Genomic DNA, 25,016 nt, shown 5'->3' with positions numbered 1-25,016 from the left:
TTTTTTTGAATAAAACAAACTCACAGCAACTAATAAACGACTCTTAGAGGAAAACGCCATGACGCGCCGTGCCATCGGGGTGAGTGAAAGACCGCCGCTTTTACAGACAATTCCGCTTAGTTTGCAACATCTGTTCGCTATGTTTGGCGCAACGGTACTGGTGCCGGTCCTGTTTCATATTAACCCGGCTACCGTCCTGTTGTTTAACGGCCTCGGGACGCTGCTGTACCTTTGCATCTGTAAGGGGAAAATTCCGGCATACCTGGGGTCGAGCTTTGCCTTTATTTCTCCGGTACTGCTGCTGTTACCGCTGGGCTATGAAGTGGCGCTGGGCGGCTTCATTATGTGCGGCGCGCTGTTCTGCCTCGTCTCCTTTATTGTGAAAAGAGCCGGAACCGGGTGGCTGGATGTGATGTTCCCGCCAGCCGCGATGGGGGCGATTGTCGCGGTTATCGGCCTGGAGCTGGCCGGGGTGGCGGCTAATATGGCCGGCCTGCTGCCGGCGGAAGGGCAATCTCCTGACAGCAAAACCATTATCATCTCGATGGTCACGCTCGGCGTGACGGTGTTTGGTTCGGTCCTGTTCCGCGGCTTCATGGCGATTATCCCGATTCTTATCGGCGTGCTGGTGGGCTACGCGCTCTCGTTTGTGATGGGGGTTGTCGATACCACGCCGATTGCCGAGGCGCACTGGTTCGCGCTGCCGACCTTCTATACCCCGCGTTTTGAGTGGTTTGCTATCTTCACCATCCTGCCCGCCGCGCTGGTGGTCATCGCCGAGCACGTCGGTCACCTGGTGGTGACGGCTAATATCGTTAAAAAAGATCTGATCCGCGACCCGGGTCTGCATCGTTCGATGTTTGCGAACGGTCTGTCGACGATGATCTCCGGCTTCTTCGGATCGACGCCTAACACCACCTACGGCGAGAATATCGGCGTGATGGCAATCACCCGCGTCTACAGTACCTGGGTTATCGGCGGGGCGGCGATCTTCGCGATTCTGCTCTCCTGCGTCGGCAAGCTGGCGGCGGCGATCCAGATTATCCCGCTGCCGGTGATGGGCGGCGTTTCGCTGCTGCTCTACGGGGTGATCGGCGCGTCCGGTATTCGCGTGTTGATCGAGTCGAAAGTCGATTACAACAAGGCGCAGAACCTGATCCTGACCTCCGTTATTCTGATCATTGGCGTCAGCGGCGCCAAGGTGCATATCGGGGCGGCGGAACTGAAAGGGATGGCGCTGGCGACCATTGTCGGCGTCGGCCTGAGCCTGATCTTCAAACTCATCAGCGTCCTGCGTCCGGAAGAGGTGGTTCTGGATGCGGCCGATAGTGAAAACGGCAAACCCTGATCCTGCATCCGGGCGGCGATCCCGCCCGGTTCTCTCGAGGCATACTTCGTGATAAACTCTTCGCGTTTTTCTGTAAGCCTATGATGAGGTCCATCTGAACGCACCGGCACAGCTCTCTCTGCCACTGTATCTTCCCGACGATGAAACTTTCGCGAGTTTTTGGCCGGGGGGTAACCCTTCTCTTCTTGCTGCCTTACAGAATGTTCTGCGGCAGGAGCATAGCGGGTACATCTATATCTGGTCACGCGAAGGCGCGGGGCGCAGTCACCTGTTACACGCCGCCTGTGCGGAGCTTTCCCAACGCGGCGATGCGGTGGGCTATGTCCCGCTGGATAAGCGTACGTGGTTTGTTCCGGAAGTTCTTGACGGGATGGAGCAGCTTTCGCTGGTGTGCATTGATAATATCGAGTGCGTGGCTGGCGATGAGCCGTGGGAAATGGCGATCTTCAATCTGTATAATCGGATCCTCGAATCGGGGAAAACCCGTTTACTGATCACCGGCGATTGTCCGCCCCGCCAGCTTAATCTTGGTCTGCCGGATCTGGCGTCGCGCCTCGACTGGGGGCAAATCTATAAGCTGCAGCCGCTGTCGGATGAAGATAAGCTGCAGGCGCTACAGCTTCGCGCGCGCCTGCGGGGGTTTGAGATGCCGGAAGACGTCTGCCGTTTCCTGCTTAAGCGCTTAGACCGTGAAATGCGTTCGCTCTTTATGACGCTCGATCAGCTCGATCACGCCTCGATTACCGCGCAGCGCAAACTGACGATCCCCTTCGTGAAAGAGATCCTCAGGCTCTAGTCGGGCCGGGGCGCTGCATTTCCGCATCCCTTCGCTGCGCCATCATCGGTTACCGCGATGGCGCATGCGCTCAGTTAACGATTTCCAGTACCTGCTCCGGCGGCCGGCCGATCCGCGCCTGGCCGTGACTGACGACGACAGGCCGCTCCATCAGCTTCGGGTTATCGACGATGGCCTGAATCAGCGCATCTTCGCTGAGCTGGGGGTCGGCGAGGTTCAGAGATTTATACAGATCTTCCTTTTGGCGCATCAGTTCACGAGCGCTCACCATTCCCAGCATTTTCAACAGCTGACGCAGCGTGGCGGCATCCGGCGGCGTCTCCAGGTAGAGCACAACTTCAGGGTCGATACCGTTAGCCTTCAGCAGGCTTAAGGTGTCGCGGCTCTTGGAGCAGCGAGGGTTATGGTAGATTTTTACCGCGTCAGACATGTCGTCTCCTTACATTTTTTGATAGGGGCGGAATCGCGCCTGCAGCTGGCGCAGCTGATCGATACGGGCATCGTAGCGAGCCTGCTGCAAACTGCCCAATTTCACCTGCGAACTGGCGCTGCTCAGCAGCGTAATCGCCTGATCGAGCTGGCCTACCAGCGCCATTCCTTCCGCGCGAGCCGCCAGCTCCTGATCGCGATGGCCGAGCGCCGCTTCTGACTGCGCCAGCAGATCCCAGCCGTTGCCGTCATCCTTATTATTAAAGGTGTAGCGGTTGAGAATTTTTTCCGCTTCTGCCGGTTGGCCACCCTGCAGGTAGGCGTTGGCGAGGTTCAGCTGCAGAACCGGGTTGGTGCGGATTTCGCGGGCATTTTTCAGGCGATTAATCGCCTCGGCCGTTTTCTTCTGCCCGAGATCGATATCGGTGGCCAGGTCGAGGTACCAGGCGTTTTGCGGTTCGGCGCTCAGCAATGGCTGCAGCGTTTTACGCGCCAGATCGTAGTTATTGCTGCCCATGGCCAGCAGCGCACGCCCGTACTGGGCGGCGTGCTGCTCGCGGATATTGCCTTTCGCCCAGGCGTTCAGCAAATCATCGCCGAGCTTATTTTCCCCGGAGTTATACATGCCCAGGGTCCGCGCCTTGGCGAGATAAAAATCGGCGGAGGACTGGACAACCACCGGACGCATCTGGTTGGCGCGGTTGCGGGCATCGGACAGACGGCTTTCCGGCAGGGGGTGAGTCAGCAACATTTCCGGTGGGCGGGTGGAGTAGCGCGACTGGTCGAGCAGCTTACTCATAAAGGCCGGCATCGCCTGCGGATCAAAACCGGAGCGCTGCAGCACCTGAATCCCGATGCGGTCAGCCTCTTCTTCATTCTGCCGGGTAAAGCTGATCAGACCCTGTTGGCTCCCCGCCAGCGTACCGGTCAGGGCCGCCATACCCGCCTGCGGGCTGGCCATCGCCAGCAGAATAGAGCCCAGCGCCCCGACCCAGGTCAGCGGGGCGTTGCGTTTCTGGTCTTCCATCGCGCGCGCAAGATGGCGCTGCGTCACGTGTGAGATTTCGTGCGCCATCACCGATGCCAGCTCGCTTTCGGTATCTGAATAGCGGAAGAGGGCGGAGTGTAGCACCACGTTGCCGCCAAAGAAGGCGAAGGCGTTAATCTGGTCGTTGTTAATCAGGTAGAAGTGAAAAGGGGTGCGCACCGAGTTGGCGTGGGCAACCAGACGCATCCCTAAGCCATTAATATATTGCACCAGCAGAGGGTCGTTGATTAATGGCGCGCTACCGCGTAGCTGGCGCACATAGTAATCCCCCATCTGCATTTCCTGGCCAATGGAGAGCGTGCTTCCTGCAGAGGTGCCCATATCTGGCAGAGTATCTGCGGGGTCAGCAAAAGCAGGCAAAATCGAACCCAGCGTCAGCGACGCTATGACGGTTGCCACCAGCGTTTTCTTTAACTGCCTGAACATAACCTCTGTCCTGTAATGTGGGTGTGCCAGTTTGACCGATAGGGCGGCGTAATGTTCCATATCCGCGCGTCCTGCGAGTTTAGCTGGCGTTGGGGCTATTGAAAATATGATCTTCACGGCGGGGTGAATGTTTGTGGCTTTGCTAATAAAAGCGAAGTCTTTCTGGTGACATTTAGATACAATTCCCACAGTTTTGCGGCTTCGCGCTTCATGGAAGGGTTTATGCTTGAGATGTTAATGCAGTGGTACCGTCGCCGGTTCAGCGATCCGGAGGCGATAGCGCTGTTGGTTATTTTGCTGGCCGGGTTCGGCATCATGTTCTTTTTCAGCGGCCTGCTGGCGCCTTTACTGGTCGCTATTGTGCTGGCTTATCTGCTGGAATGGCCAACCGTCCGCCTGGAGCGCGTGGGGTTATCGCGAACCTGGGCTACCTCGTTCGTACTGATTTTGTTTGTGGGCATTTTGCTACTGATGGCGTTTGTGGTGATGCCCGTCGCCTGGCAGCAGGGGATCTATCTGATTCGCGATATGCCCGGGATGCTCAATAAACTCTCCGATTTTGCCGCGACGGTGCCACGCCGCTATCCGGCGCTGATGGATGCCGGCATTATCGACGCCATGGCGGACAATATGCGTAACCGCGTGCTGACCGTTGGCGACTCGGTGGTCAAATACTCCCTGGCCTCGTTGGTGGGGCTGCTGACCCTGGCGGTCTATCTGGTGCTGGTGCCGTTAATGGTGTTCTTCCTGTTAAAAGACAAAGAGCAGATGTTGAATGCCGTGCGCCGCGTGCTGCCGCGCAACCGTGGGCTGGCGGGGCAGGTGTGGAAAGAGATGAACCAGCAGATTACCAACTACATCCGCGGTAAGGTGCTGGAGATGATCGTCGTCGGCGTAGCGACGTGGATTGGCTTTATCCTCTTCGATCTCAACTATTCGCTACTGCTGGCGGTGCTGGTTGGCTTCTCGGTCCTGATTCCCTATATCGGCGCCTTCGTGGTGACCATTCCGGTGGTCGGCGTGGCGCTGTTTCAGTTTGGCGCGGGTCCGGAGTTCTGGAGCCTGTTTGCGGTGTACCTGATTATTCAGGGGCTGGACGGTAATCTGCTGGTGCCGGTACTGTTTTCGGAAGCCGTTAACCTGCATCCGCTGGTCATTATTCTGTCGGTGGTGATCTTCGGCGGCCTGTGGGGATTCTGGGGCGTGTTCTTTGCGATTCCGCTGGCGACGTTAATCAAAGCGGTGGTACATGCCTGGCCGGATGGCCTGATTGCGGAAGATGAGAAATAGCCTTACGCCTTGCCAACATACGCATTCAAACGGACGCCGGGTCAGTGATTCACTCCCCGGCGTCCGGCGTTTGCTCGCGCGTTAGCCGTTTTCTTTCAGCCAGTTCAGCACCACGTCGTGGTGATTACTGGTTTTAAAGTTATCAAATACGTGTTCGACTTTACCGTCGGTATCGATCAGGAAACTAATGCGGTGAATACCATCATAGGTTTTCCCCATAAACGATTTTTCGCCCCAGACGCCAAACTGCTCGCACACCTGATGATTTTCATCAGACAGCAGCGTGAAGTTCAGCAACTCTTTTTCGGCGAAACGGGAGAGTTTTTCTGGTTTATCGGTACTGATACCCAGGACCTCAACACCCGCTTTTTTTAAGTCATCCATGTTATCGCGCAGGCCGCAGGCCTGGACGGTACAACCGGGGGTCATGGCTTTCGGGTAAAAATAAACCAGAACACGCTGTCCCTGGAAGTCGGTCAAATTTACTTCCTCGCCGTCCTGGTCTGGTAAGCTAAATTTCGGTGCAATATCACCGGCTTTCAGTGGATTCATTACTCAAACTCCATCCTGTTCATCATGCTGTGAATAATTAACGATGTTAATACTGCCTTGTGCGTTCAATTCTGTACATAGGGCTTTGAACGCTTGTTCGATATTTGCTGCATTTTGTGTTGCCGGGCTGTGTGCGGTTATCTGGATAAATAACTGCGCTGAATCGTCATCGCCGCTGACCTGAGTACGAGAAACCAGCTCGGCAATGTTCATATTCCACGTATCAAAAAGGGCAGTGAAACGCTCGATAATATGTGGCGAGTCAGGTACCTCAACCTGGACCCAGACGGTGTTTGGCATGGCCTGAGGAGGCCGCGCGGTCGTGCGCTTCATTACGATCAGCAAATCCAGCTCGGCTCCTTTCAGCGGCAGGGTCGATTCGATAAGCGTAATCGCATTCCATGAACCTGAAAGCAGCATGATAAACGTAAATTCGTCACCAAGCATGGCCAGCCGGCTGTCTTCGATATTACAGCCGCAGCTGCTGACGTGGCGGGTGATAGTGTTCACGATGCCGGGACGGTCAGCGCCCAAAGCGGTAATAACCAGATAGTGTTGTAATGAGGCGGTCAAACCTGTTCTTCCTTCAAAAAGGTGAGGTAACATTAGGAAAGCATAAAAAAAACCGGCATACAACATCCCTGATGGCATCGGGTCTCTTGCTTTTATTACGGCACCAAACGTAACATTGAGAATCTTGTCGCACTTCTGCTCTGAGGATGGCCCATGTTCACGGGAAGTATTGTAGCGCTTGTCACGCCGATGGATGAAAACGGTAATGTCTGCCGGTCAAGCCTGAAAAAACTGATTGATTACCATGTCGCCAGCGGAACCTCGGCGATCGTTTCGGTAGGGACTACCGGAGAGTCTGCGACCCTGAGCCATGAAGAACATGGCGATGTCGTGATGATGACGCTTGAACTGGCTGACGGGCGTATCCCGGTTATCGCGGGTACCGGAGCCAATGCAACCGCAGAGGCGATTAGCCTGACGAAACGGTTTAACAATAGCGGCGTCGTCGGCTGCCTGACGGTCACCCCTTATTACAACCGTCCGACCCAGGAAGGTCTGTTCCAACACTTTAAAGCTATCGCAGAACACACCGACCTGCCGCAAATTCTGTATAATGTGCCGTCCCGTACCGGTTGCGATATGCTGCCGGAAACCGTCGGGCGTCTGGCGGAAGTAAAAAATATTATTGGTATTAAGGAAGCGACGGGGAACTTAAGTCGTGTTCACCAGATCAAAGAGCTGGTTTCAGATGACTTTATTCTGTTGAGCGGCGATGATGCCACCGGGATGGACTTTATGCAGCTCGGCGGTCACGGCGTGATTTCCGTCACGGCGAACGTGGCGGCTCGCGACATGGCGGAAATGTGCCGTCTGGCAGTAGAAGGCCAGTTTGCGCAAGCTCGTGCAATTAACCAACGTCTGATGCCATTGCATACAAAATTATTTGTCGAACCCAACCCGATTCCCGTGAAATGGGCATGTAAGGCGTTGGGTCTTGTGGCAACCGATACGCTGCGCCTGCCGATGACGCCGATTACCGAACAGGGTACTCAGGCCGTCACCGCCGCGCTGAAGCATGCCGGTTTGCTGTAAAGTTTAGGGAGATTTGATGGCTTACTCAGTACAGAAGTCGCGCCTGGCGAAGGTTGCGGGTGTTTCATTGGTCCTGCTTCTCGCGGCCTGTAGTTCCGATTCGCGCTACAAACGTCAGGTGGGTGGCGACGAGGTTTACCTGCAAGCTACGCCGCTCAGTGAACTTCACGCGCCTGCGGGCATGATTCTGCCGGTTCAGGTTGGCGATTATAATATTCCGGTTGCGACCAGCAACGGCGCGGTGGGTAAAGCGCTGGACATTCGGCCACCGGCGCAGCCACTGGCGTTGGTCAGCGGCGCACGCACCCAGTTTGCCGGTGATACCGCGACGCTGATGGTGGAGAACGGTCGTAGCGGTTCGCTGTGGGCGCAGGTAGCCAGCATCGTGCAGTCAAAGAACTATGTCATCACCAAACGTGACGATGCCAGCCAGACGCTGAGCACCGACTGGGTAGAATGGAATCGCCTCGATGAAGACCAGCAGTATCGTGGTCGCTATCAAATCTCAGTTAAACCACAGGGCTATCAGCAGGCGGTGATCGTGAAGCTGGTTAACCTTGAGCAGGCCGGGAAACCGGTATCCGACCCGGCATCCCTGCAACGCTACAGCACCTCTATGCTGAACGTCATTTCCGAAGGTCTGGACATGAACGCCACCAATGCGCAGAACGCGGCGCAGAAAAACGCCGGCGCGACCTTCGACGTGCAGAGCGCTGCCGACGATACCGGTCTGCCGATGCTGGTGGTGCGCGCACCGTTTAACATGGTGTGGCAACGTCTGCCGGGCGCCCTGGAAAAAGTGGGTATGAAGGTGACGGATAGCACCCGTTCGCAGGGCAGCATGGCGCTGACCTACAAGCCGCTGTCTGACAGCAGCTGGCAGGAACTGGGCGCTCGCGATCCGGAACTGGTCTCCGGTGATTACAAACTGCAGGTCGGCGATCTCGATAACCGCAGCAGTCTGCAGTTCATCGACCCGAAAGGTCATACGCTGACCCAGTCGCAGAATGACGCGCTGGTGGCCGTATTCCAGGCCGCATTCAGTAAGTAATAAAACAGGGCTGGAGCAATCCGGCCCTTTTTTCTGTATAGTGACGCAAACGTGTGCGTCGGCAGAAAAGCGCAATTTTCAACGCTAATTTTTATTGGAGTGACAAAGATGCAAAAGCAAGCTGAGTTGTATCGTGGTAAAGCGAAAACCGTTTACAGCACCGAGAATCCGGATCTGCTGATACTCGAATTCCGTAACGATACATCAGCAGGGGATGGCGCGCGCATCGAACAGTTCGATCGTAAGGGCATGGTGAATAACAAGTTCAACCATTTCATTATGAGCAAGCTGGAAGAAGCCGGCATCCCGACCCAGATGGAAGCGCTGCTCTCCGACACCGAATGTCTGGTGAAAAAGCTGGAGATGGTGCCGGTTGAGTGCGTGATCCGTAACCGCGCCGCCGGTTCTCTGGTGAAGCGCCTGGGCATCGAGGAAGGTATTGAGCTCAATCCGCCGCTGTTTGATCTGTTCCTGAAAAATGATGCGATGCACGATCCGATGGTCAACGAATCTTACTGCGAGACGTTCGGCTGGGTGAATAAAAAGAACCTGGCACGCATGCAGGAGCTGACCTACAAAGCCAACGAGGTTCTGAAGAAGCTGTTTGATGACGCCGGTCTGATTCTGGTCGACTTCAAGCTGGAGTTTGGTCTGTTCAAAGGCGAAGTGGTGCTGGGCGATGAGTTCTCGCCGGACGGCAGCCGTCTGTGGGATAAAAACACCCTCGACAAAATGGACAAAGACCGCTTCCGCCAGAGCCTCGGCGGCCTGATTGAGGCCTATGAAGAAGTGGCCCATCGCCTGGGCGTTAAGCTGGACTAATCCTCTCTTCGCCAGAAGACTCAGCGGTCTTCTGGCGCTCTTCTTGTTGTTTCCTGTGGTAATTCTCCGCTTAACCGCCTACGATCTCTCATATTCAAATTTGATATCTTGAGGTGCCTATGCGTTGGCAAGGGCGTCGCGAAAGCGACAATGTAGAAGACAGACGAAATAGTTCAGGTCCATCACTGGGCGGCGGAGGCGGTGGTTTTCGTCTGCCCAGCGGTAAGGGCGGTATCGTACTGCTGATTATCGTGCTGGTCGCGGGCTATTACGGCGTGGATTTAACCGGCATGCTGACGGGAGAACCGATCGGCCAGCAGCAGACGACCACCCAGCGTTCCGTCAGTCCGAAGGATGATGAAGCCGCGAAGTTTACCTCGGTGATTCTGGCGACCACGGAAGACACCTGGGGGCCTATCTTTGAAAAGATGGGGCGTCAGTATCCGCAGCCGAAGCTGGTGCTCTACCGCGGAGCCACGCGCACCGGTTGTGGTACCGGGCAATCGGTGATGGGGCCGTTCTACTGCCCGGCTGATAGCACCGTCTATATTGACCTGTCGTTCTACGACGAGATGAAAACGAAACTCGGAGCGGATGGCGATTTTGCTCAGGGCTATGTCATCGCGCATGAAGTGGGCCACCATGTGCAAAAACTACTGGGGATTGAAGCGAAAGTGCGCCAGCTGCAGCAGAATGCGTCGCAGAGCGAAGTGAACCGGCTGTCGGTCAAAATGGAGCTGCAGGCGGACTGTTTTGCCGGCGTCTGGGGTCATAACATGCAGACTCAGGACATTATGGAAACCGGCGATTTGCAGGAAGCCCTGAACGCCGCGGAAGCCATCGGCGACGATCGTCTGCAGCAGCAGAGCCAGGGGCGCGTGGTCCCGGACAGCTTTACGCATGGCACCTCTGAGCAGCGCTACACCTGGTTCAAACGCGGTTTCGACAGCGGTGACCCGGCGCAGTGCAATACCTTTGGCAAAGCGCTCTGATCGCCATTGCTCATGGATAAACTGCTGCACCTGACGGCGCAAATGGCGCAAGAGGGGATTCGTCGCCTGCTGGTGCTCAGCGGCGACGAGGCATGGTGCCTGCAACAGGCGCTGCTGCTGCGTGAACGGCTGGCCGGCGATGGCCTGTGGGTCGGACCGCAGCCCGTCGTCGCCCCCTGTACCGCACCTGGCGCGCTCAAATCCTTACTCGGACGTGAATATCTCCATGCTTTCTTTGATGCCCGCGGCGCTTTCGATGTCGCGGCATTTGCCGCGCTGAGCGGAACCCTGCGCGCGGGAAGCTGGTTGGTGTTACTGGTTCCTGCTTTTGCGCGCTGGCCAACGCTGCCGGACGCGGACTCGCTGCGCTGGAGCGACGCGGCGGAGCCGATTCCGACGCCGAACTTTGTCCACCGTTTCTGCCGGCTGGTGTGCGCCAATCCTGACGCGGTGGTCTGGCGGCAGGGCGAGCCCCTGACGTTGCCGGAGGCGTTGCCCCGTCGGCCCTGGCAGCCGGCGGATGGACACCCTCAGCAAGAGCAGGCGATGCTCCTCGCAGAGCTCGCTGCACTACCGCCCGGCATTGCCGTGGTGACCGCCGGACGCGGGAGAGGGAAGTCCGCGCTGGCCGGGATGCTGATACGCAAGCTCGGCGGCGATGCCATCGTCACCGCGCCGGCGCGGGGGGCGACCGAGGTGATGGCTGCTTTCGCCGATGATGCTTTTCGCTTTATGGCCCCCGATGCGCTGCTGGCTTCCGACGTTCAGGCCGCGTGGCTGATTGTGGATGAAGCGGCGGCCATCCCCGCACCCGTGCTTCATCAACTGGTCGCCCGTTTCCCTCGAACTTTACTGACCACCACCGTCCAGGGGTATGAAGGTACCGGGCGCGGGTTCCTGCTTAAATTTTGCGCCAGCTTCACGCACCTGCGCCAGTTTAGCCTCACTGCGCCAATCCGCTGGGCATCCGGCTGCCCGCTGGAAGCGCTGATCGGTGAGGCGCTGCTATTTGATGACGAGACCTTTGCGCGCGCTTTGCCGGGCGCTGCGGCGCTGGAAACGGTGAGTCAGCACAGCTGGCAGCATCAGGCCGGACTGGCGGAGGCGATGTATCAGCTCCTCTCCGGCGCGCATTACCGTACGTCGCCGCTGGATTTGCGACGGATGATGGATGCCCCCGGCCAACACTTTATCTGTGCTCGCGTGGAAAACGGCGCGGCCGGGGCGCTGTGGCTGGTGGAGGAGGGCGGTCTTGCGCCCGCGCTCAGCCAGGCGGTGTGGGCCGGCTTTCGCCGCCCGCGCGGCAATCTGGTGGCGCAGTCGCTGGCGGCCCACGGCGGTAGTCCGCTGGCGGCCACGTTATCCGGCCAGCGGATCACCCGTATTGCCGTCCATCCTTCGCGCCAGCGCGAAGGGCTGGGCCAGGCGCTGGTGGCCCGGGCGGTGGCGCAGGGGGCCTCCCTGGACTATCTTTCGGTCAGCTTTGGCTATACCCCTGAGCTATGGCGTTTCTGGCAGCGTTGCGGCTTTACGCTGGTGCGCTTAGGCACCCATCGCGAGGCGAGCAGCGGGTGCTATACGGCGATGGCGCTTTATCCGTTAACGCCTGCGGGCCGCGAGCTGGTTCAGCAGGAGTCGCAGCGTCTGGCGCGGGATGAATACTGGTTACGTGACTGGCGTGAAGAACCCTTCCCTCTGGCGGTTGAACAAACAGCTATGCTTACAGATGAGGACTGGCTGGAAACGGCGGGCTTTGCCTTTGCCCATCGCCCGCTGCAGGCGGCGATCGGTAGCCTGAACCGCCTGCTGCCGCGGGTTGCGCTGGCGCTTCCCGCCCTGCGTGCTCGCCTGCAGCAGCAGGATGAGGCGTTAATCTGCGCCACGCTAGGGTTGACCGGGCGTAAAGCGCTGCTGGCGACTCTGCGCCACGAGGCGGGAGAAGCGTTATTCAACCTGGATGCGGCGCGTGCTGATGCGCTGCGCCAGCAGGTCAGGCAACTGCAATTTTTTTAACTAACTCATTCAGTTAAATGTCATGGTCATATTCCGCGTGCGGCGTAAACTGCCCACGTACACTAAGGAGACCGCCATGAAACACGACCATTTTATTGTTCAAAACCCTGCGACACCTGCCCAACAGCTGCTGTTGCTGTTTCATGGCGTCGGGGATAACCCGGTGGCAATGGGGCAAATCGGTAGCTTGTTCGCGCCACAGTTTCCCGATGCGCTGATTGTCAGTATCGGCGGTGCAGAACCCTGTGGCCCGCCTCCCGGCCGGCAGTGGTTTTCCGTGCAGGGCGTCACTGAGGACAATCGCCAGGCGCGGATTGATGCGATAATGCCGACCTTTATTGAGACGGTACGCTACTGGCAGAAACAGAGCGGCGTGGGGCCGCTGGCCACGGCGCTGATCGGTTTCTCCCAGGGGGCGATTATGTCCCTTGAGAGCATCAAAGCCGATCCGGGTCTGGCGTCGCGGGTTATCGCCTTTAACGGACGTTACGCTACGCTGCCGCAGTCGGCGACGACGGCGACGACCGTTCACCTGATTCACGGCGGAGAGGATCGCGTTATCGACCTGGCGTGGGCGGTGGCGGCGCAGGAGGCATTGGTACAGGCTGGCGGGGATGTGACGCTGGATATTGTGGAGGATCTGGGGCATGCCATTGACGATCGGAGCATGCAGTTTGCGCTTGAACGTCTGCGCTATACGGTACCGAAACACTATTTCGACGAAGCGCTAAGCGGCAGTACGCCAAAGGATGACGATCTTATTGAGCTGCTGTAGTCGCGCAGCCTGGCACCCGGAGCGGGCAGATTATGCCCTCATCCGGGAAACCCCGGCGCGTTGCGCTGTACCGGGGGGAGCAAATCGGTAACCTTACTTCTTCGGCTGGTCGTGCTTCGGCCAGTCGTCGTCATCGTCCCACTTATCGTTGCAATCACGATGGGGGGGAAGATCCGGTTTATTGGCGAGAAATTTTTTGTGGTCAACGCGATTAAGATCCTTAATCACATTGATAATGACGCCCACTAAAAATACCAGCACCAGAATCCACCAGTGGTTGATTAGCCATTCCATGTGCGCTTCCTCTTTTTACGTCAGGATTGTCAGGCGACCAGTTGTTCCATGATGCGTTGATACATCCGCGCCAGCAGCTGCAGGTCGGCGGCATTAACACATTCATTAATTTTGTGAATGGTGGCATTCACCGGTCCCAACTCCACCACCTGCGCCCCCATCCGGGCGATAAAGCGGCCGTCGGAGGTGCCGCCGTTGGTCAGCAGCTGGGGCTTGATCTCATTATAGTGCTCAATGGCGTTCACCACCGCTTCGACCAGCTTACCGCGGCTGGTGAGGAACGGCTGGCCCGAAAGCCACCAGTCGATGCTGTAGCGCAGCTGATGTTTTTCCAGCAGCGCCACGACGCGGGCTTTGATCATTTCGTCGGTCAACTCGGTGCTGAAACGGAAGTTGAACTGGACGTACATATCGCCTGGGATCACGTTGTTGCTGCCGGTACCGGCCCGTACGTTGGCAATCTGCATGCTGGTGGGGGGGAAAAATTCGTTGCCTTTATCCCACTCGATGCCCACCAGTTCCGTCAGCATCGGCGCCGCGCGGTGAACCGGGTTGTCGGCCAGATGCGGGTATGCGACATGGCCCTGCACGCCATGAATGGTCAGGTTACAGGTTAATGAGCCACGACGGCCGTTTTTGACCACGTCGCCCACCACTTCGGTGCTTGAGGGTTCACCCACCAGGCAGTAGTCCAGACGTTCGTTACGGGCCATCAGCGCGTCGACCACTTTCACCGTTCCGTTCTGGGCGCTGGCTTCTTCATCGGAGGTGATTAAAAAGGCCAGACGACCTTTATGGTGCGGGTACTGGGCGACAAAGCGTTCGGCGGCAACGACCATCGCGGCCAGCGAACCTTTCATATCTGCGGCGCCGCGGCCAAACAGCATGCCGTCGCGAATAGTGGGCTCAAACGGCGGGTTAATCCAACGGTCAGCATCGCCTGCCGGGACGACGTCGGTATGACCGGCGAAGGCCAACGTTTCACCGTGCCCGCGCCAGGCCCAGAAATTTTGCGTATCGCCGAAATCCATCGGTTCAACGGTAAAGCCAATCGCACGCAGGCGTTCAATCATTAACGCCTGGCATCCCGCATCATCGGGGCTGAGGGAAGGGCGGCGAATAAGCTGCTGAGCCAGCTCAATGACCGGGCAAGACATAGACTATACCTCGTTAACAAGCTTCTTATAAGTGAGTTCACTGAAGCCCAGCAGCATAGGCTGCCCGGGCGCGCAGAGCAATGGGCGTTTGATAATTGCCGGCATTTCCAGCATCAGCGCGGCGGCGGCATCGGCGTTATTGATGCTGGCGCGGACCGTTTCATCGAGTTTGCGCCAGGTGGTGCCGCGGGTGTTGAGTAACGCTTCCCAGCCCAGTTCGGTGATAAACGTGTTGAGCAACTCGCGATCCAGGCCATCAGCACGATAATCATGGAAACGGTATGCAACCTGATTCGCCTCCAGCCAGCGGCGGGCCTTTTTAATGGTGTCGCAGTTCTTGATTCCATACAGGGTAAGCATAATTAAACCTTTTCCTTTACATTGAATTAAGTGATTTTCTCAGAATTTTCCGTATATATCAGGCTGTCTAAAATAATACGTGAATCACTTTAATAAATATAATCTTTTGCCGTGACGGCCGCGGTTGGTTGGATATTAATCACGCGATTAACGACGCGCGGTATATCACCGTGCGTCACGGATCAAGGGCCGGATAGCCGTCGGGCGATAGTCCGAAAATGACTATCATGTTGCAGAATGTTGCTATGCATCACATTAAATTTCCACCCGCAGGCCCATAGTAGCGGCAAATCAGCGAGGGCCATAGCACAGATGAGCTTGATAGCAATTGCAGCGATAACCTCAATGAACTTCCCACAACCAATGGATTTGCATAGAATGACCCATAATAATAAGAGAGGCTATTATGATTGAGCATGAACTAGGGAACTGGAAAGATTTTATTGAAGGTATGCTTCGTAAATAAATTCCGCAATGTGAGCCGTTCATCTTGTCAGCGAAATAATCGTCTGGCAGGTCAGAAGGCATAAAAAAGGCGACCTCAGCGGTCGCTTTTTTGTTATTTTTCCCCCGGAGATGCTCTTCTCCGGGGCGGGGTTGATTATTGCGGCCGTTCTCTTAACGGGAAGCGGCGGCGCACCAGCACGAAGAACAGCGGCACGAAGAAGATGGCCAGAATGGTGGCGGAGATCATCCCGCCCATTACCCCGGTACCCACCGCGTGCTGGCTGCCGGAGCCGGCGCCGGTGCTGGTGGCCATCGGCAGGACGCCGAAGATGAAGGCCAGCGAGGTCATCAGAATCGGGCGCAGACGCTGGCGGCAGGCCGACAGCGTGGCGACGAGGAGATCCTCTCCTTTCTCATTGAGCTCATTGGCGAATTCAACAATCAGGATGGCGTTTTTCGCCGACAGGCCGATAACCGTCAGCAGGCCAACCTGGAAGTAAACATCGTTTTCAAGGCCGCGCATCCAGGTTGCCAGCAGCGCACCAATGACCCCCAGCGGTACCACCAGCATGACCGAGAACGGCACCGACCAGCTCTCATACAGCGCCGCCAGACAGAGGAAGACCACCAGCAGCGAGATGGCGTACAGCGCCGGCGCCTGGGCGCCGGACAGCCGCTCCTGATAGGACATCGCCGTCCATTCCAGACCAAAACCGTTCGGTAGATGCTGAGCCAGCTCTTCCATAATGTCCATCGCGGTACCGGTACTGACGCCCGGCGCGGCTTCGCCCACGATCTCGACGGCGGAATAGCCGTTATAGCGCTCCAGACGCGGCGAACCGGTTTCCCAGCGTGAGGAGGCAAAGGCGGAGAAGGGCACCATGGTGCCGCTGTTATTGCGGACGTACCACAGGTTAATATCGTTCGGCAGCATGCGGTAAGGGGCCGCGGCCTGCACGTAGACTTTTTTCACCCGTCCGCGGTCCATAAAGTCGTTCACGTAGCTCGAACCCCACGCGGTTTGCAGCGTATCGTTGATATCGTCAATGGAGACGCCCAGCGCCTGAGCTTTGCGCTGGTCGATATCGATCTGCAGCTGCGGGCTGTCGTCAAGGCCATTGTGGCGAACGCGGGTTAACCTGTCGTTCTGCGCGGCCAGGTCCAGCAGGGTATCGCGGGCGGCCATCAGCGCATCGTGTCCGTTACCGGCGTGGTCTTCCAGCTCCATATCAAAACCGGCAGAACTTCCCAGCCCGCTGATAGCCGGCGGGCTGCTGGCGTAGACGCGCGCTTCCTTAATTTTGTTAAAGGCTTTCGTTGCCCGTTCGATGATGGCGAAGGACGAACCGCTTACCGGGTTACGCGCGTCCCAGTCCTTCAGACGGACGAACATACGGGCCACGTTCTGGCCGTTGCCGCCAGGACCGGAGCCGATGGTCGCAAACACCGATTCTACGTTGTCCTTCTCAGTTTTCAGGAAGTAGTCTTCGGCTTTCTGTACCACTTTCAGCGTCTGCTGCTGGGTGGAACCGGCCGGAAGCTGTACCGAGGTGGTGAACATGCCGCGGTCTTCCTGCGGCAGGAACGAGGTGGGCAGATGCAGGAACAGGAACACCATTCCGCCCAGCAGCAGGACGTAGATCATTATCCAGCGCAGCGAGCGATGGAGGATTTTACCGACGGCGGTTTCGTAGCGGCTGGCGTTGCGGTTAAACATCCGGTTAAACCAGCCGAAGAAACCTTTCTGCCCGTGCATTTCACCCTTATGTACCGGCTTGAGCAGCGTTGCGCACAGCGCCGGAGTAAGGATCATCGCCACCAGCACCGACAGGACCATCGCGGAAACGATAGTAATCGAGAACTGGCGGTAGATGGCGCCGGTGGTGCCGCCGAAGAAGGCCATCGGGATAAATACCGCTGAGAGCACCATCGCGATGCCGACCAGCGCCCCCTGGATTTGCCCCATTGACTTGCGGGTCGCGTCGCGCGGCGAAAGGCCTTCCTCGCTCATAATACGCTCGACGTTCTCCACCACCACGATGGCGTCATCCACCAGCAGACCTATCGCCAGCACCATCGCAAACATGGTCAGGGTATTGATACTGTAGCCGCAGCTGAACAGGACGGCGAAGGTCCCCATCAGTACCACCGGTACGGCAATGGTCGGGATCAGCGTGGCGCGGAAGTTTTGCAGGAACAGGTACATCACCAGGAACACCAGCACGATCGCTTCAATCAGCGTTTTCACCACGTCGGTAATCGAGGCTTTGACGAACGAGGTGGTTTCGTAGGCGACTTTATATTCGAGGCCATGGGGGAAATACTGCGACAGCTCGTTCAGACGGTTGATGACGCGCTCGGCCGTCGCCATTTCGTTAGCACCGGAGGCGAGCTTAATTCCCAGGCCAGACGCCGCCTGGCGGTTGTAGCGGCTCAGATAATCATACTTCTCCGCCCCCATCTCGACGGTGGCCACATCGCCGAGGGTGACTTCAGAGCCATCCTGATTCACCCGCAGGGTAATATCGCGGAACTGATCCGGCGTTTGTAACAGCGACTGCGAGTTAATGGTGGCGTTGAGCGCCTGCTTATCCACCGACGGCGTGCCGCCGAGCTGGCCGACGGCGATCTGGGCGTTCTGAGATGTGATGGCGTCGGTCACATCTTTCGTCGTCATCTGGAAGCTGTTTAGCTTCGCCGGGTCGAGCCAGATGCGCATGGAGTACTGGGAACCGTAGGCATCGATATCCCCGACGCCGTTAACGCGGCTCAGCGGGTCCTGAATATTACTGGCGACATAGTCGGCGATATCCTGTTTATCCATGCTGCCATCGGTAGAGACGAAGGCGAGGGTCAGGATGTTGGTATCGCCGGTTTTGCGTACCGTGACGCCCTGGTTTTGCACCGCCTGCGGAAGTTTACGCATCGCGGACTGCAGCTGGTTCTGCACCTGCTGCACCGCTTCATCCGGGTCGGTACCCGCGGTAAAGCTCAGGGTGATCGTTGCCTGCCCGGTCGCGCTGCTTTGCGACGACATGTACATCAGGTTATCGAGGCCGGTCATATTTTGCTCGACGACCTGGGTAACGGTATTTTCCAGCGTTTGTGCGGAGGCCCCTGGATAGTTGGCGGTAATGCGCACGTTCGGCGGCGCAAGATCGGGATACTGCTCAACGGGCAGCGACAAGATTGCGAGTGTGCCGGTCAGGCATAGCAAGATCGCCAGAACCCATGCAAAGATGGGGCGATCGATAAAAAAATTCGCCATCAGAATTGAGACCTCATTGTGTACATTTTTTGTTATTGCACAGTCCGTGACACTCTATAGCTAACCCCACAGGCAATCGTGGAGAAATTAAGGAGATAGTGTAATTTATCGTGTGCCTTTTGCGACATAGTAAAGAAGTGTGCTTCTCTCTGGCGAATATCTCTCCCACCTCTGAGCCGTTTCGTCACACGGTGTCATTTTCGCTGCCTGCCAGGCTAAATAAAACGCAATTTCATTTAAGTCAAAGAATTTGATCCAAAACGGGTTCTCGCGAGAAAAACAGGATTCTGGGCAAATGAACATTGTTCCCGCCCCGGCTTGTCGGGTAATAAATAGTCATGCCAACCGAGGGGTTATTTACCGAAGGCCGAAGGATACCATGAACCACTTTATTATCAGCGATAGTCGCCAGTGCATTGGGTGTAAAGCCTGCGAGGTGGCCTGCGTGATGGCGCATAACGACGAGCAACACGTATTGACCCCGCAGCGCTTTTTGCCGCGTATTAGCGTAATTAAGCACGAACATCAACGTAACGCCATAACATGTCGGCATTGTGAAAGCGCGCCCTGCGCGCGCAGCTGTCCGAATGGCGCGATTAGCCAGCTCAACGACCGCGTGCTGGTGCATCAGGAAAAGTGTATCGGCTGTAAATCCTGCATGGTGGCCTGCCCGTTTGGCGTGATGCAGATCGTGCTTGCGCCAGCCGCCGCGGGAAAGGTGAAGGCGACGGCGCATAAATGCGATTTGTGCAGCGGCCGCGCCGAAGGACCGGCCTGCGTGCAACACTGCCCGGCGCAGGCCTTACAGCTGGCGACAGAAGAGACGCTGTCCACGATGACCAAACAGCGCCGTCTGCGTGCCGCGCGCCTGGATGCGCAGCCGTGGCATGCTTATCCCGACGCTCGCGCGTCGGCAGGGGGGGGTGATAAAGCCAGCCAGATGGCGGCGACCCCACCGCGCGGCGAGGCCGAAAAACGGACGGCTGCGCAACGTAAAACGGATTTTGCCGAGATCTACCTGCCTTTTAACCCCGATCGGGCGCATCAGGAAACGCAGCGCTGTTTACAGTGCGGCGAACACAGCATCTGCGAATGGACCTGCCCGTTGCACAACCATATCCCGCAGTGGATTGAGCGGGCGCGGGCGGGAGATATCGCCGCCGCCGTTGAGCTTTCCCACCAGACCAACTGTCTGCCGGAAATTACCGGCCGCGTCTGCCCACAGGATCGCCTGTGCGAGGGCGCCTGCACGCTTCGCGATGAGCAGGGGGCGGTGACGATCGGCAACATCGAGCGCTATATCTCCGACCAGGCTCTATCTCAGGGCTGGCGGCCGGATCTCTCGCAGGTGGCCGACAGCGGGAAAAAAGTGGCGATTGTCGGCGCCGGGCCGGCGGGGCTGGCCTGCGCTGACCGGTTGATTCGTCATGGCGTACAGTCGGTGGTCTTTGACCGCCATCCGGAGATCGGCGGCCTGCTGACCTTTGGTATTCCGGCCTTCAAACTCGATAAATCGCTGCTCGCCCGGCGGCGGGAAATTTTTACCGGGATGGGGATCCGCTTTGAGCTGGGCTGCGAAGTGGGTCGGGACATTGCGCTAACCTCGCTGCTGGAGGAGTACGATGCGGTATTTATCGGCGCCGGAACCTATCGTTCAATGAAAGCGGATCTGCCCAATGAGGATGCGCCGGGGGTCTATGACGCACTGCCGTTCCTGATTGCCAACACCAGGCAGGTGATGGGGCTCGACGAGCGGCCGGAAGAGCCGTATATCGATACTCACGGACTGAATGTGGTGGTGCTGGGAGGCGGCGACACGGCGATGGACTGCGTGCGCACCGCGCTGCGTCACGGCGCGGAACAGGTCACCTGCGCCTATCGCCGCGATGAGGCCAATATGCCGGGATCGAAAAAAGAGGTGAAGAACGCCCGGGAAGAGGGGGCGGTATTTGAATTTAACGTCCAGCCGGTGACCCTGGAGCTGGATAGCGGCGGCCGGGTCAATGGCATACGTTTTCTGCGTACGCAGCTGGGTGAACCGGATGCGCAGGGGCGACGTAGCCCGTCGCCGATTGCGGGCAGCGAGTTCGTGATGCCAGCCGATGCGGTGATTATGGCGTTTGGCTTTCATCCGCACGGGATGCCGTGGCTGGAGTCCGTCGGCGTCGAGCTTGATAGCCGCGGGCGAATTAAAGCCCGGGTGGAGAGTCGCTATCGCTTGCAGACCACCCACGATAAGATTTTTGCCGGCGGCGATGCCGTTCGCGGCGCCGATCTGGTGGTGACGGCGATGGCTGAAGGCCGCCATGCGGCGCAGGGAATTATGGATTACCTTGGGGTTAAATCGACCGCGATCCACTAACGACAAACCCGGCGCTGCGGCGTAGTATGATGGCGTCATTCTACGCAGCGGGGCCGTATGCCACTCACTATCAACGTCATCAAAGATAAACTCCTCTCCGAAAACTACTTTATTTTGCGCAATATGACCTACGAGCTAACGCGAAGCGACGGCAGCGTGGTCCGGCATAAGCGTGAGGTCTACGATCGCGGCAACGGCGCTACGGTGCTGCTGTACAACCCCCGCAAGCAAACCGTCGTGCTGGTCCGCCAGTTCCGCGTCGCCACCTGGGTCAATGGCAATGACGATGGTATGCTGATCGAGACCTGCGCCGGACTGCTGGATGACGATGAGCCGGAAACCTGCATCCGCAAAGAGGCCATCGAGGAGACCGGCTACGAAGTCGGCGACGTGCGCAAGCTGTTTGAACTGTTTATGTCCCCCGGTGGGGTGACCGAATTGATCCATTTCTTTATCGCTGAATACAGCGACGCCCAGCGTAAAACTCGCGGCGGCGGCGTTGATGATGAAGATATTGAGGTGCTGGAGCTGCCTTTCAGCGAGGCGCTGCAAATGGTGACCCGCGGGGAAATTCGCGATGGTAAAGCGGTTATTCTGCTGCAATACCTGCAAACCTCGGGGCTGATGAGCGGGGATATCTGATAAATCCGATTGAGTCACTCGTGGTAGCTGGTGAAGATAGCGGCTGTTTTGCGCGTTTTTCTCTGGGGTTGTGCCGCACATGCTGTATCGGGTTCTCATTTTTCTGCTTTTAGGCTGGTTACCGACGTCGTGGGTGTGGGCGGCGCCGGCGCAACAGGCGTTCGGCGACTGGCAGGTCACCTGCAATAACCAGAATTTCTGCGTCGCCCGCAATGTCGGCCTGCATCATGGCCTGGTCATGACCCTGAGTCGCAGCGCCGGTGCCACCACCGATGCCAGCTTGCGCATTGAGCTGGGCGGGATTGGCAACCCGGTCGCCGCGCTGGCGCCGATCGCGCCGCGGCTGCTGCTTGATGGCAAACCGCTGGCATTGACTGATAAACACTGGCTGGTCGCGGATAAATTGCTCAAAACCGGGGATAGTGTGACGATCGATGCTTTCCTGCAGCAGGTACAGGAAGGGCAGGTGATAACCCTGGTGAACGGACTCCAGTCCATTTCTCTGCAAGGGCTGAAGGCCGCCTTGCTGTTTATCGATAGTCAGCAAAAACGCGTCGGCAGCGAAACCGCCTGGGTGGGGAAAGGCGAAGAGCCGCCGCTGAGCGTCCCGCCGGCCCCCGCGCTACGCGCGGTGGGCAAAGTCGATTTCGCGCAATCGCCGCTAAGTCGCGATGAACTTAATGATCTGATGGACTACGGTAACGAACGAATGACCAATAGCGCATGCTCATTGGATCCTTTCCGTCGTGAGATTCGGGTGACCGCGTTGACCGATGACAAAGTGCTGCTGATGGTCAGCTGTGAAGCGGGCGCTTACAACACTATCTGGCTGGCGTGGCTGGTGTCGCGCCAGCAGCCCTATATCGCACGCCAGGTGCGCCTGACTCTACCCTTCCAGCCGCCGGGCGATGCGGCGCGCGAAATTGAGCTGGTTAATGCCAGCATCGATGAGCAGCGCCATGAGCTGGTCACCCTTGATAAAGGGCGCAGCCCCGGCGATTGTGGCATCCAGACCCGCTGGCGCTACGACGGCCAGCGGTTTAGTCTGGCGCGCTATGCCCGGCAGCCGCAGTGCGATAACTGGCAGGGGCCAGATGCCTGGCCCACCCTGTGGATCACCCGTTAAGCAGCTTGTCGGCCACCTCGACGATATGTTCCACGGTAAAGCCAAAGAACGGGAACAGCTTATCCGCCGGCGCCGATTCACCGTAGCTTCTCATGCCGACGATCGCCCCTTTCAGGCCGACGTATTTATACCAGTAGTCGGCAATCCCGGCCTCGACGGCAATTCTGGCGCTGACATCGCCGGGCAGAACCGACTCACGATAGGCCTCATCCTGGGCATCAAACACATCGGTTGAGGGCAGGGAAACGACCCGCACATTAACGCCTTTGGCGAGCAGTTTTTCTGCCGCCAGCACGGTTATCTCCACTTCAGAGCCGGTGGCAATCAGGATCAGGTCCGGTTTACCTCCCGCATCTTTCAGGACATAGCCGCCGCGGGCAATTTCCTGCACCTGTTCCGGCGTGCGCGCCATTTGCGCCAGATTTTGCCGCGACAGAATCAGCGCGGTCGGGCCGGTCTGCCGTTCGATCGCCGCCTGCCAGGCGACCGCCGTTTCTACCTGGTCGCAGGGGCGCCAGGTGCTGAAGTTGGGCGTCAGCCGCAGGCTTGCCAGCTGTTCCACCGCCTGGTGGGTGGGACCATCTTCCCCCAGCCCAATCGAGTCATGGGTATAGACCATGATCTGCCTGGCCTTCATCAGCGCCGCCATACGCGCCGCGTTACGGGCATATTCGACAAACATCAGGAAGGTCGAAGTGTATGGGATAAAGCCGCCGTGCAGGGCAATCCCGTTGCCGATCGCCGTCATGCCGAATTCGCGCACGCCGTAATGGATATAGTTACCGGCGGGATCTTCTTTGATCGAGTGTGAACCGGACCAGATGGTGAGGTTGCTGGGGGCCAGATCCGCCGAACCGCCGAGCAGCTCCGGCAGATCCGGACCGTAAGCATTCAGCGTATTTTGCGAGGCCTTACGGCTGGCAATTTTCGCCGGCTCGGCCTGCAGCTGCGCAATATAGTCGCGCGCCACTTCCGCCCAATTCTGCGGCAGCTCGCCGTCCATCCGGCGCTTCAGTTCTGCCGCCAGATCGGGATGCTGCTGTTGGTAAGCGGCGAATTGTTGATTCCACGCCTGCTCAGCTTCCTCGCCGCGCGGGCGGGCATCCCACTGCTGATAGATCTCTTTCGGGATTTCGAACGGCGGGTATTTCCAGCCCAGTTTCTCGCGGGTTAAGGCTACCTCTTTTTCCCCCAGCGCGGCGCCGTGCGACTCTTCGGAACCGGCTTTATTCGGCGAACCAAAACCGATCACGGTACGGCAGATAATCAGCGAGGGTTTATCCGTGACGCTGCGCGCCTCGATAATCGCCTGTTTCACCGCCTGCGGGTCGTGGCCGTCAATATCGCCAATCACGTGCCAGTGATAGGCCCGGAAGCGCTCGGCGGTATCGTCGGTAAACCAGCCCGCGGTTTTACCATCGATAGAGATGCCGTTATGGTCATAAAACCCGATCAGCTTACCTAGCCCTAAGGTTCCCGCCAGCGAGCTGGCCTCATGGGAAATCCCCTCCATCAGACAGCCGTCGCCCATAAAAACGTAGGTGTAGTGATCGACGATATCGTGGCCGGGACGGTTGAATTGCGCCGCCAGGGTGCGCTCGGCGATAGCCATCCCCACGGCATTAGCCAGCCCCTGGCCGAGCGGACCGGTGGTGGTCTCAACGCCGGGGGTATAGCCATGCTCCGGGTGTCCGGGGGTTTTTGAATGCAGCTGACGGAAGTTTTTTAGTTCGGAAAGCGGCAGGTCGTAGCCGGTCAAATGCAGCAGGCTGTACAGCAGCATGGAGGCATGGCCATTGGAAAGAATGAAGCGGTCACGGTCGTACCAGTGCGGGTTTTCGGGGTTGTGTTTGAGGAAATCATTCCACAGCACTTCGGCGATATCCGCCATCCCCATCGGGGCGCCAGGGTGGCCGGAATTGGCTTTCTGTACGGCGTCCATGCTCAGGGCGCGAATGGCGTTGGCAAGTTCTCTTCGGGACATATATGGACTCCTGAAACAAGATGTTGCATGCGTTTTTGTTGGTTTTCGGCCGCGGTCTTTATGGGGTGCATAACTAAAAAGCATAGCAGACGGCACTATCATTGCTTTCGAAATAAAGTTACATAAATGTTATAAATCGATAACAAATATACCTTTGTGATGGCGAGAGTTTGGCGGCGTTCAAAGTTTGAAAAGCCATCAGGCGAGATACTAGGCGCTACCTTAGGGT

21 protein-coding genes and 1 pseudogene are annotated in these 25,016 nt (G+C 57.7%); 13 read left to right on the top strand and 9 right to left on the bottom strand.

The genetic code is table 11. The features are described 5' to 3' along the window. The first annotated feature begins 58 nt into the window (after positions 1 to 58). A complete protein-coding gene (gene uraA, locus EDF73_RS03935) occupies positions 59 to 1,348 on the top strand; it encodes a uracil permease (protein ID WP_132725984.1) in 1,290 nt (429 codons plus the stop codon). 94 nt (positions 1,349 to 1,442) lie between these two features. Continuing rightward, complete coding sequence (locus EDF73_RS03930; protein WP_132725981.1) at positions 1,443 to 2,144, top strand: DnaA inactivator Hda; 702 nt, start codon at positions 1,443 to 1,445, stop codon at positions 2,142 to 2,144. Between the two features lie 70 nt (positions 2,145 to 2,214). On the opposite strand, the gene arsC is transcribed toward EDF73_RS03930, so the two are convergent. Then, positions 2,215 to 2,574: an arsenate reductase (glutaredoxin) gene (arsC, locus tag EDF73_RS03925; protein ID WP_132725978.1), complete on the bottom strand. Its 360-nt coding sequence runs from the start codon at positions 2,572 to 2,574 to the stop codon at positions 2,215 to 2,217. 9 nt (positions 2,575 to 2,583) lie between these two features. Continuing rightward, positions 2,584 to 4,047 carry a beta-barrel assembly-enhancing protease gene (gene bepA, locus EDF73_RS03920; RefSeq protein WP_132725975.1) on the bottom strand — a complete coding sequence of 488 codons (1,464 nt, stop codon included), beginning with the start codon at positions 4,045 to 4,047 and terminating at the stop codon, positions 2,584 to 2,586. A 222-nt stretch (positions 4,048 to 4,269) separates the two neighbouring features. Between bepA and EDF73_RS03915 the strand changes: the two genes are divergently transcribed. Beyond that, entirely contained in the window at positions 4,270 to 5,337 is a 1,068-nt protein-coding gene (locus EDF73_RS03915) for an AI-2E family transporter (RefSeq protein ID WP_132725971.1), read from the top strand. Positions 5,338 to 5,418: 81 nt separating this feature from the next. Here EDF73_RS03915 and bcp read toward each other — a convergent pair whose 3' ends face one another. Further along, entirely contained in the window at positions 5,419 to 5,889 is a 471-nt protein-coding gene (gene bcp, locus EDF73_RS03910) for a thioredoxin-dependent thiol peroxidase (protein ID WP_132725968.1), read from the bottom strand. A gap of 3 nt (positions 5,890 to 5,892) precedes the next feature. Continuing rightward, the gene (locus EDF73_RS03905) at positions 5,893 to 6,462 is read right to left on the bottom strand and encodes a glycine cleavage system transcriptional repressor (protein WP_165905642.1); all 570 of its coding nucleotides are present in this window, start codon (positions 6,460 to 6,462) and stop codon (positions 5,893 to 5,895) included. A 153-nt stretch (positions 6,463 to 6,615) separates the two neighbouring features. Here EDF73_RS03905 and dapA point away from each other — a divergent pair, with 153 nt between their 5' ends. The 6 genes from dapA to ypfH all read left to right on the top strand — a co-directional run bounded on the left by dapA (position 6,616) and on the right by ypfH (position 13,147). Next, positions 6,616 to 7,494: a 4-hydroxy-tetrahydrodipicolinate synthase gene (gene dapA, locus EDF73_RS03900; protein WP_132725965.1), complete on the top strand. Its 879-nt coding sequence runs from the start codon at positions 6,616 to 6,618 to the stop codon at positions 7,492 to 7,494. Between the two features lie 16 nt (positions 7,495 to 7,510). Further along, positions 7,511 to 8,545: an outer membrane protein assembly factor BamC gene (gene bamC, locus EDF73_RS03895; RefSeq protein WP_132725963.1), complete on the top strand. Its 1,035-nt coding sequence runs from the start codon at positions 7,511 to 7,513 to the stop codon at positions 8,543 to 8,545. Between the two features lie 108 nt (positions 8,546 to 8,653). Further along, the gene (purC, locus tag EDF73_RS03890; RefSeq protein WP_132725960.1) at positions 8,654 to 9,367 is read left to right on the top strand and encodes a phosphoribosylaminoimidazolesuccinocarboxamide synthase; all 714 of its coding nucleotides are present in this window, start codon (positions 8,654 to 8,656) and stop codon (positions 9,365 to 9,367) included. Between the two features lie 119 nt (positions 9,368 to 9,486). Then, the gene (locus EDF73_RS03885) at positions 9,487 to 10,359 is read left to right on the top strand and encodes a neutral zinc metallopeptidase (RefSeq protein WP_132725958.1); all 873 of its coding nucleotides are present in this window, start codon (positions 9,487 to 9,489) and stop codon (positions 10,357 to 10,359) included. 12 nt (positions 10,360 to 10,371) lie between these two features. Continuing rightward, complete coding sequence (locus EDF73_RS03880; RefSeq protein ID WP_132725955.1) at positions 10,372 to 12,372, top strand: GNAT family N-acetyltransferase; 2,001 nt, start codon at positions 10,372 to 10,374, stop codon at positions 12,370 to 12,372. Positions 12,373 to 12,448: 76 nt separating this feature from the next. Further along, the gene (gene ypfH, locus EDF73_RS03875) at positions 12,449 to 13,147 is read left to right on the top strand and encodes an esterase (protein ID WP_132725952.1); all 699 of its coding nucleotides are present in this window, start codon (positions 12,449 to 12,451) and stop codon (positions 13,145 to 13,147) included. A 93-nt stretch (positions 13,148 to 13,240) separates the two neighbouring features. Here the strand turns inward: ypfH and EDF73_RS03870 are convergent, their stop codons facing one another. Genes EDF73_RS03870 through EDF73_RS03860 form a run of 3 tightly spaced genes read right to left on the bottom strand, consistent with a single transcriptional unit; the run spans position 13,241 to position 14,958 of the window. Beyond that, positions 13,241 to 13,441, bottom strand: coding sequence for a YpfN family protein (locus EDF73_RS03870; RefSeq protein ID WP_132725949.1), 201 nt, complete (start codon positions 13,439 to 13,441; stop codon positions 13,241 to 13,243). Between the two features lie 29 nt (positions 13,442 to 13,470). After that, positions 13,471 to 14,598 carry a succinyl-diaminopimelate desuccinylase gene (gene dapE / locus EDF73_RS03865; RefSeq protein ID WP_132725947.1) on the bottom strand — a complete coding sequence of 376 codons (1,128 nt, stop codon included), beginning with the start codon at positions 14,596 to 14,598 and terminating at the stop codon, positions 13,471 to 13,473. Between the two features lie 3 nt (positions 14,599 to 14,601). Further along, the gene (locus EDF73_RS03860; protein ID WP_132725944.1) at positions 14,602 to 14,958 is read right to left on the bottom strand and encodes an ArsC family reductase; all 357 of its coding nucleotides are present in this window, start codon (positions 14,956 to 14,958) and stop codon (positions 14,602 to 14,604) included. 406 nt (positions 14,959 to 15,364) lie between these two features. Here EDF73_RS03860 and ypfM point away from each other — a divergent pair, with 406 nt between their 5' ends. Beyond that, positions 15,365 to 15,424: a protein YpfM gene (ypfM, locus tag EDF73_RS03855; protein WP_100181659.1), complete on the top strand. Its 60-nt coding sequence runs from the start codon at positions 15,365 to 15,367 to the stop codon at positions 15,422 to 15,424. A 135-nt stretch (positions 15,425 to 15,559) separates the two neighbouring features. Here the strand turns inward: ypfM and acrD are convergent, their stop codons facing one another. Continuing rightward, complete coding sequence (acrD, locus tag EDF73_RS03850) at positions 15,560 to 18,673, bottom strand: multidrug efflux RND transporter permease AcrD (protein ID WP_132725942.1); 3,114 nt, start codon at positions 18,671 to 18,673, stop codon at positions 15,560 to 15,562. Positions 18,674 to 19,052: 379 nt separating this feature from the next. On the opposite strand from acrD, the gene aegA reads away from it, so the two are divergent. The 3 genes and pseudogenes from aegA (at position 19,053) to EDF73_RS03835 (ending at position 22,803) form a co-directional block, all read left to right on the top strand. Then, on the top strand, positions 19,053 to 21,035 hold the full coding sequence (aegA, locus tag EDF73_RS03845) for a formate-dependent uric acid utilization protein AegA (protein ID WP_132725939.1): 1,983 nt from the start codon (positions 19,053 to 19,055) through the stop codon (positions 21,033 to 21,035). A gap of 57 nt (positions 21,036 to 21,092) precedes the next feature. Beyond that, a pseudogene (gene nudK / locus EDF73_RS03840) lies at positions 21,093 to 21,690 on the top strand (GDP-mannose pyrophosphatase NudK). 66 nt (positions 21,691 to 21,756) lie between these two features. Beyond that, the gene (locus EDF73_RS03835; RefSeq protein WP_132725934.1) at positions 21,757 to 22,803 is read left to right on the top strand and encodes a DUF1176 domain-containing protein; all 1,047 of its coding nucleotides are present in this window, start codon (positions 21,757 to 21,759) and stop codon (positions 22,801 to 22,803) included. Here the strand turns inward: EDF73_RS03835 and tkt are convergent. Further along, positions 22,793 to 24,787 (bottom strand): transketolase, encoded by a 1,995-nt coding sequence (gene tkt, locus EDF73_RS03830; RefSeq protein ID WP_132725932.1) that lies wholly within the window; start codon positions 24,785 to 24,787, stop codon positions 22,793 to 22,795. The genes EDF73_RS03835 and tkt overlap by 11 nt on opposite strands. Positions 24,788 to 25,016: the final 229 nt, after the last annotated feature.

This window comes from Klebsiella sp. BIGb0138 (genome assembly GCF_004342285.1).
Lineage (GTDB): Bacteria > Pseudomonadota > Gammaproteobacteria > Enterobacterales > Enterobacteriaceae > Klebsiella.
The sequence above is the reverse complement of the archived record's forward strand: the minus strand, read 5'-3'. Positions and strand labels throughout refer to the sequence as shown.

Excerpts from the sequence above, each read along its gene's own strand:
- EDF73_RS03835 (WP_132725934.1), top strand. The coding sequence starts at position 21,757 with ATGCTGTATCGGGTTCTCATTTTTCTGCTTTTAGGCTGGTTACCGACG.
- EDF73_RS03880 (WP_132725955.1), top strand. The coding sequence starts at position 10,372 with ATGGATAAACTGCTGCACCTGACGGCGCAAATGGCGCAAGAGGGGATT.
- bepA (WP_132725975.1), bottom strand. The coding sequence starts at position 4,047 with ATGTTCAGGCAGTTAAAGAAAACGCTGGTGGCAACCGTCATAGCGTCG.
- uraA (WP_132725984.1), top strand. The coding sequence starts at position 59 with ATGACGCGCCGTGCCATCGGGGTGAGTGAAAGACCGCCGCTTTTACAG.
- purC (WP_132725960.1), top strand. The coding sequence starts at position 8,654 with ATGCAAAAGCAAGCTGAGTTGTATCGTGGTAAAGCGAAAACCGTTTAC.
- bcp (WP_132725968.1), bottom strand. The coding sequence starts at position 5,889 with ATGAATCCACTGAAAGCCGGTGATATTGCACCGAAATTTAGCTTACCA.
- tkt (WP_132725932.1), bottom strand. The coding sequence starts at position 24,787 with ATGTCCCGAAGAGAACTTGCCAACGCCATTCGCGCCCTGAGCATGGAC.
- EDF73_RS03885 (WP_132725958.1), top strand. The coding sequence starts at position 9,487 with ATGCGTTGGCAAGGGCGTCGCGAAAGCGACAATGTAGAAGACAGACGA.
- EDF73_RS03860 (WP_132725944.1), bottom strand. The coding sequence starts at position 14,958 with ATGCTTACCCTGTATGGAATCAAGAACTGCGACACCATTAAAAAGGCC.
- arsC (WP_132725978.1), bottom strand. The coding sequence starts at position 2,574 with ATGTCTGACGCGGTAAAAATCTACCATAACCCTCGCTGCTCCAAGAGC.
- EDF73_RS03870 (WP_132725949.1), bottom strand. The coding sequence starts at position 13,441 with ATGGAATGGCTAATCAACCACTGGTGGATTCTGGTGCTGGTATTTTTA.
- ypfH (WP_132725952.1), top strand. The coding sequence starts at position 12,449 with ATGAAACACGACCATTTTATTGTTCAAAACCCTGCGACACCTGCCCAA.
- acrD (WP_132725942.1), bottom strand. The coding sequence starts at position 18,673 with ATGGCGAATTTTTTTATCGATCGCCCCATCTTTGCATGGGTTCTGGCG.
- bamC (WP_132725963.1), top strand. The coding sequence starts at position 7,511 with ATGGCTTACTCAGTACAGAAGTCGCGCCTGGCGAAGGTTGCGGGTGTT.
- dapE (WP_132725947.1), bottom strand. The coding sequence starts at position 14,598 with ATGTCTTGCCCGGTCATTGAGCTGGCTCAGCAGCTTATTCGCCGCCCT.
- dapA (WP_132725965.1), top strand. The coding sequence starts at position 6,616 with ATGTTCACGGGAAGTATTGTAGCGCTTGTCACGCCGATGGATGAAAAC.
- aegA (WP_132725939.1), top strand. The coding sequence starts at position 19,053 with ATGAACCACTTTATTATCAGCGATAGTCGCCAGTGCATTGGGTGTAAA.
- EDF73_RS03915 (WP_132725971.1), top strand. The coding sequence starts at position 4,270 with ATGCTTGAGATGTTAATGCAGTGGTACCGTCGCCGGTTCAGCGATCCG.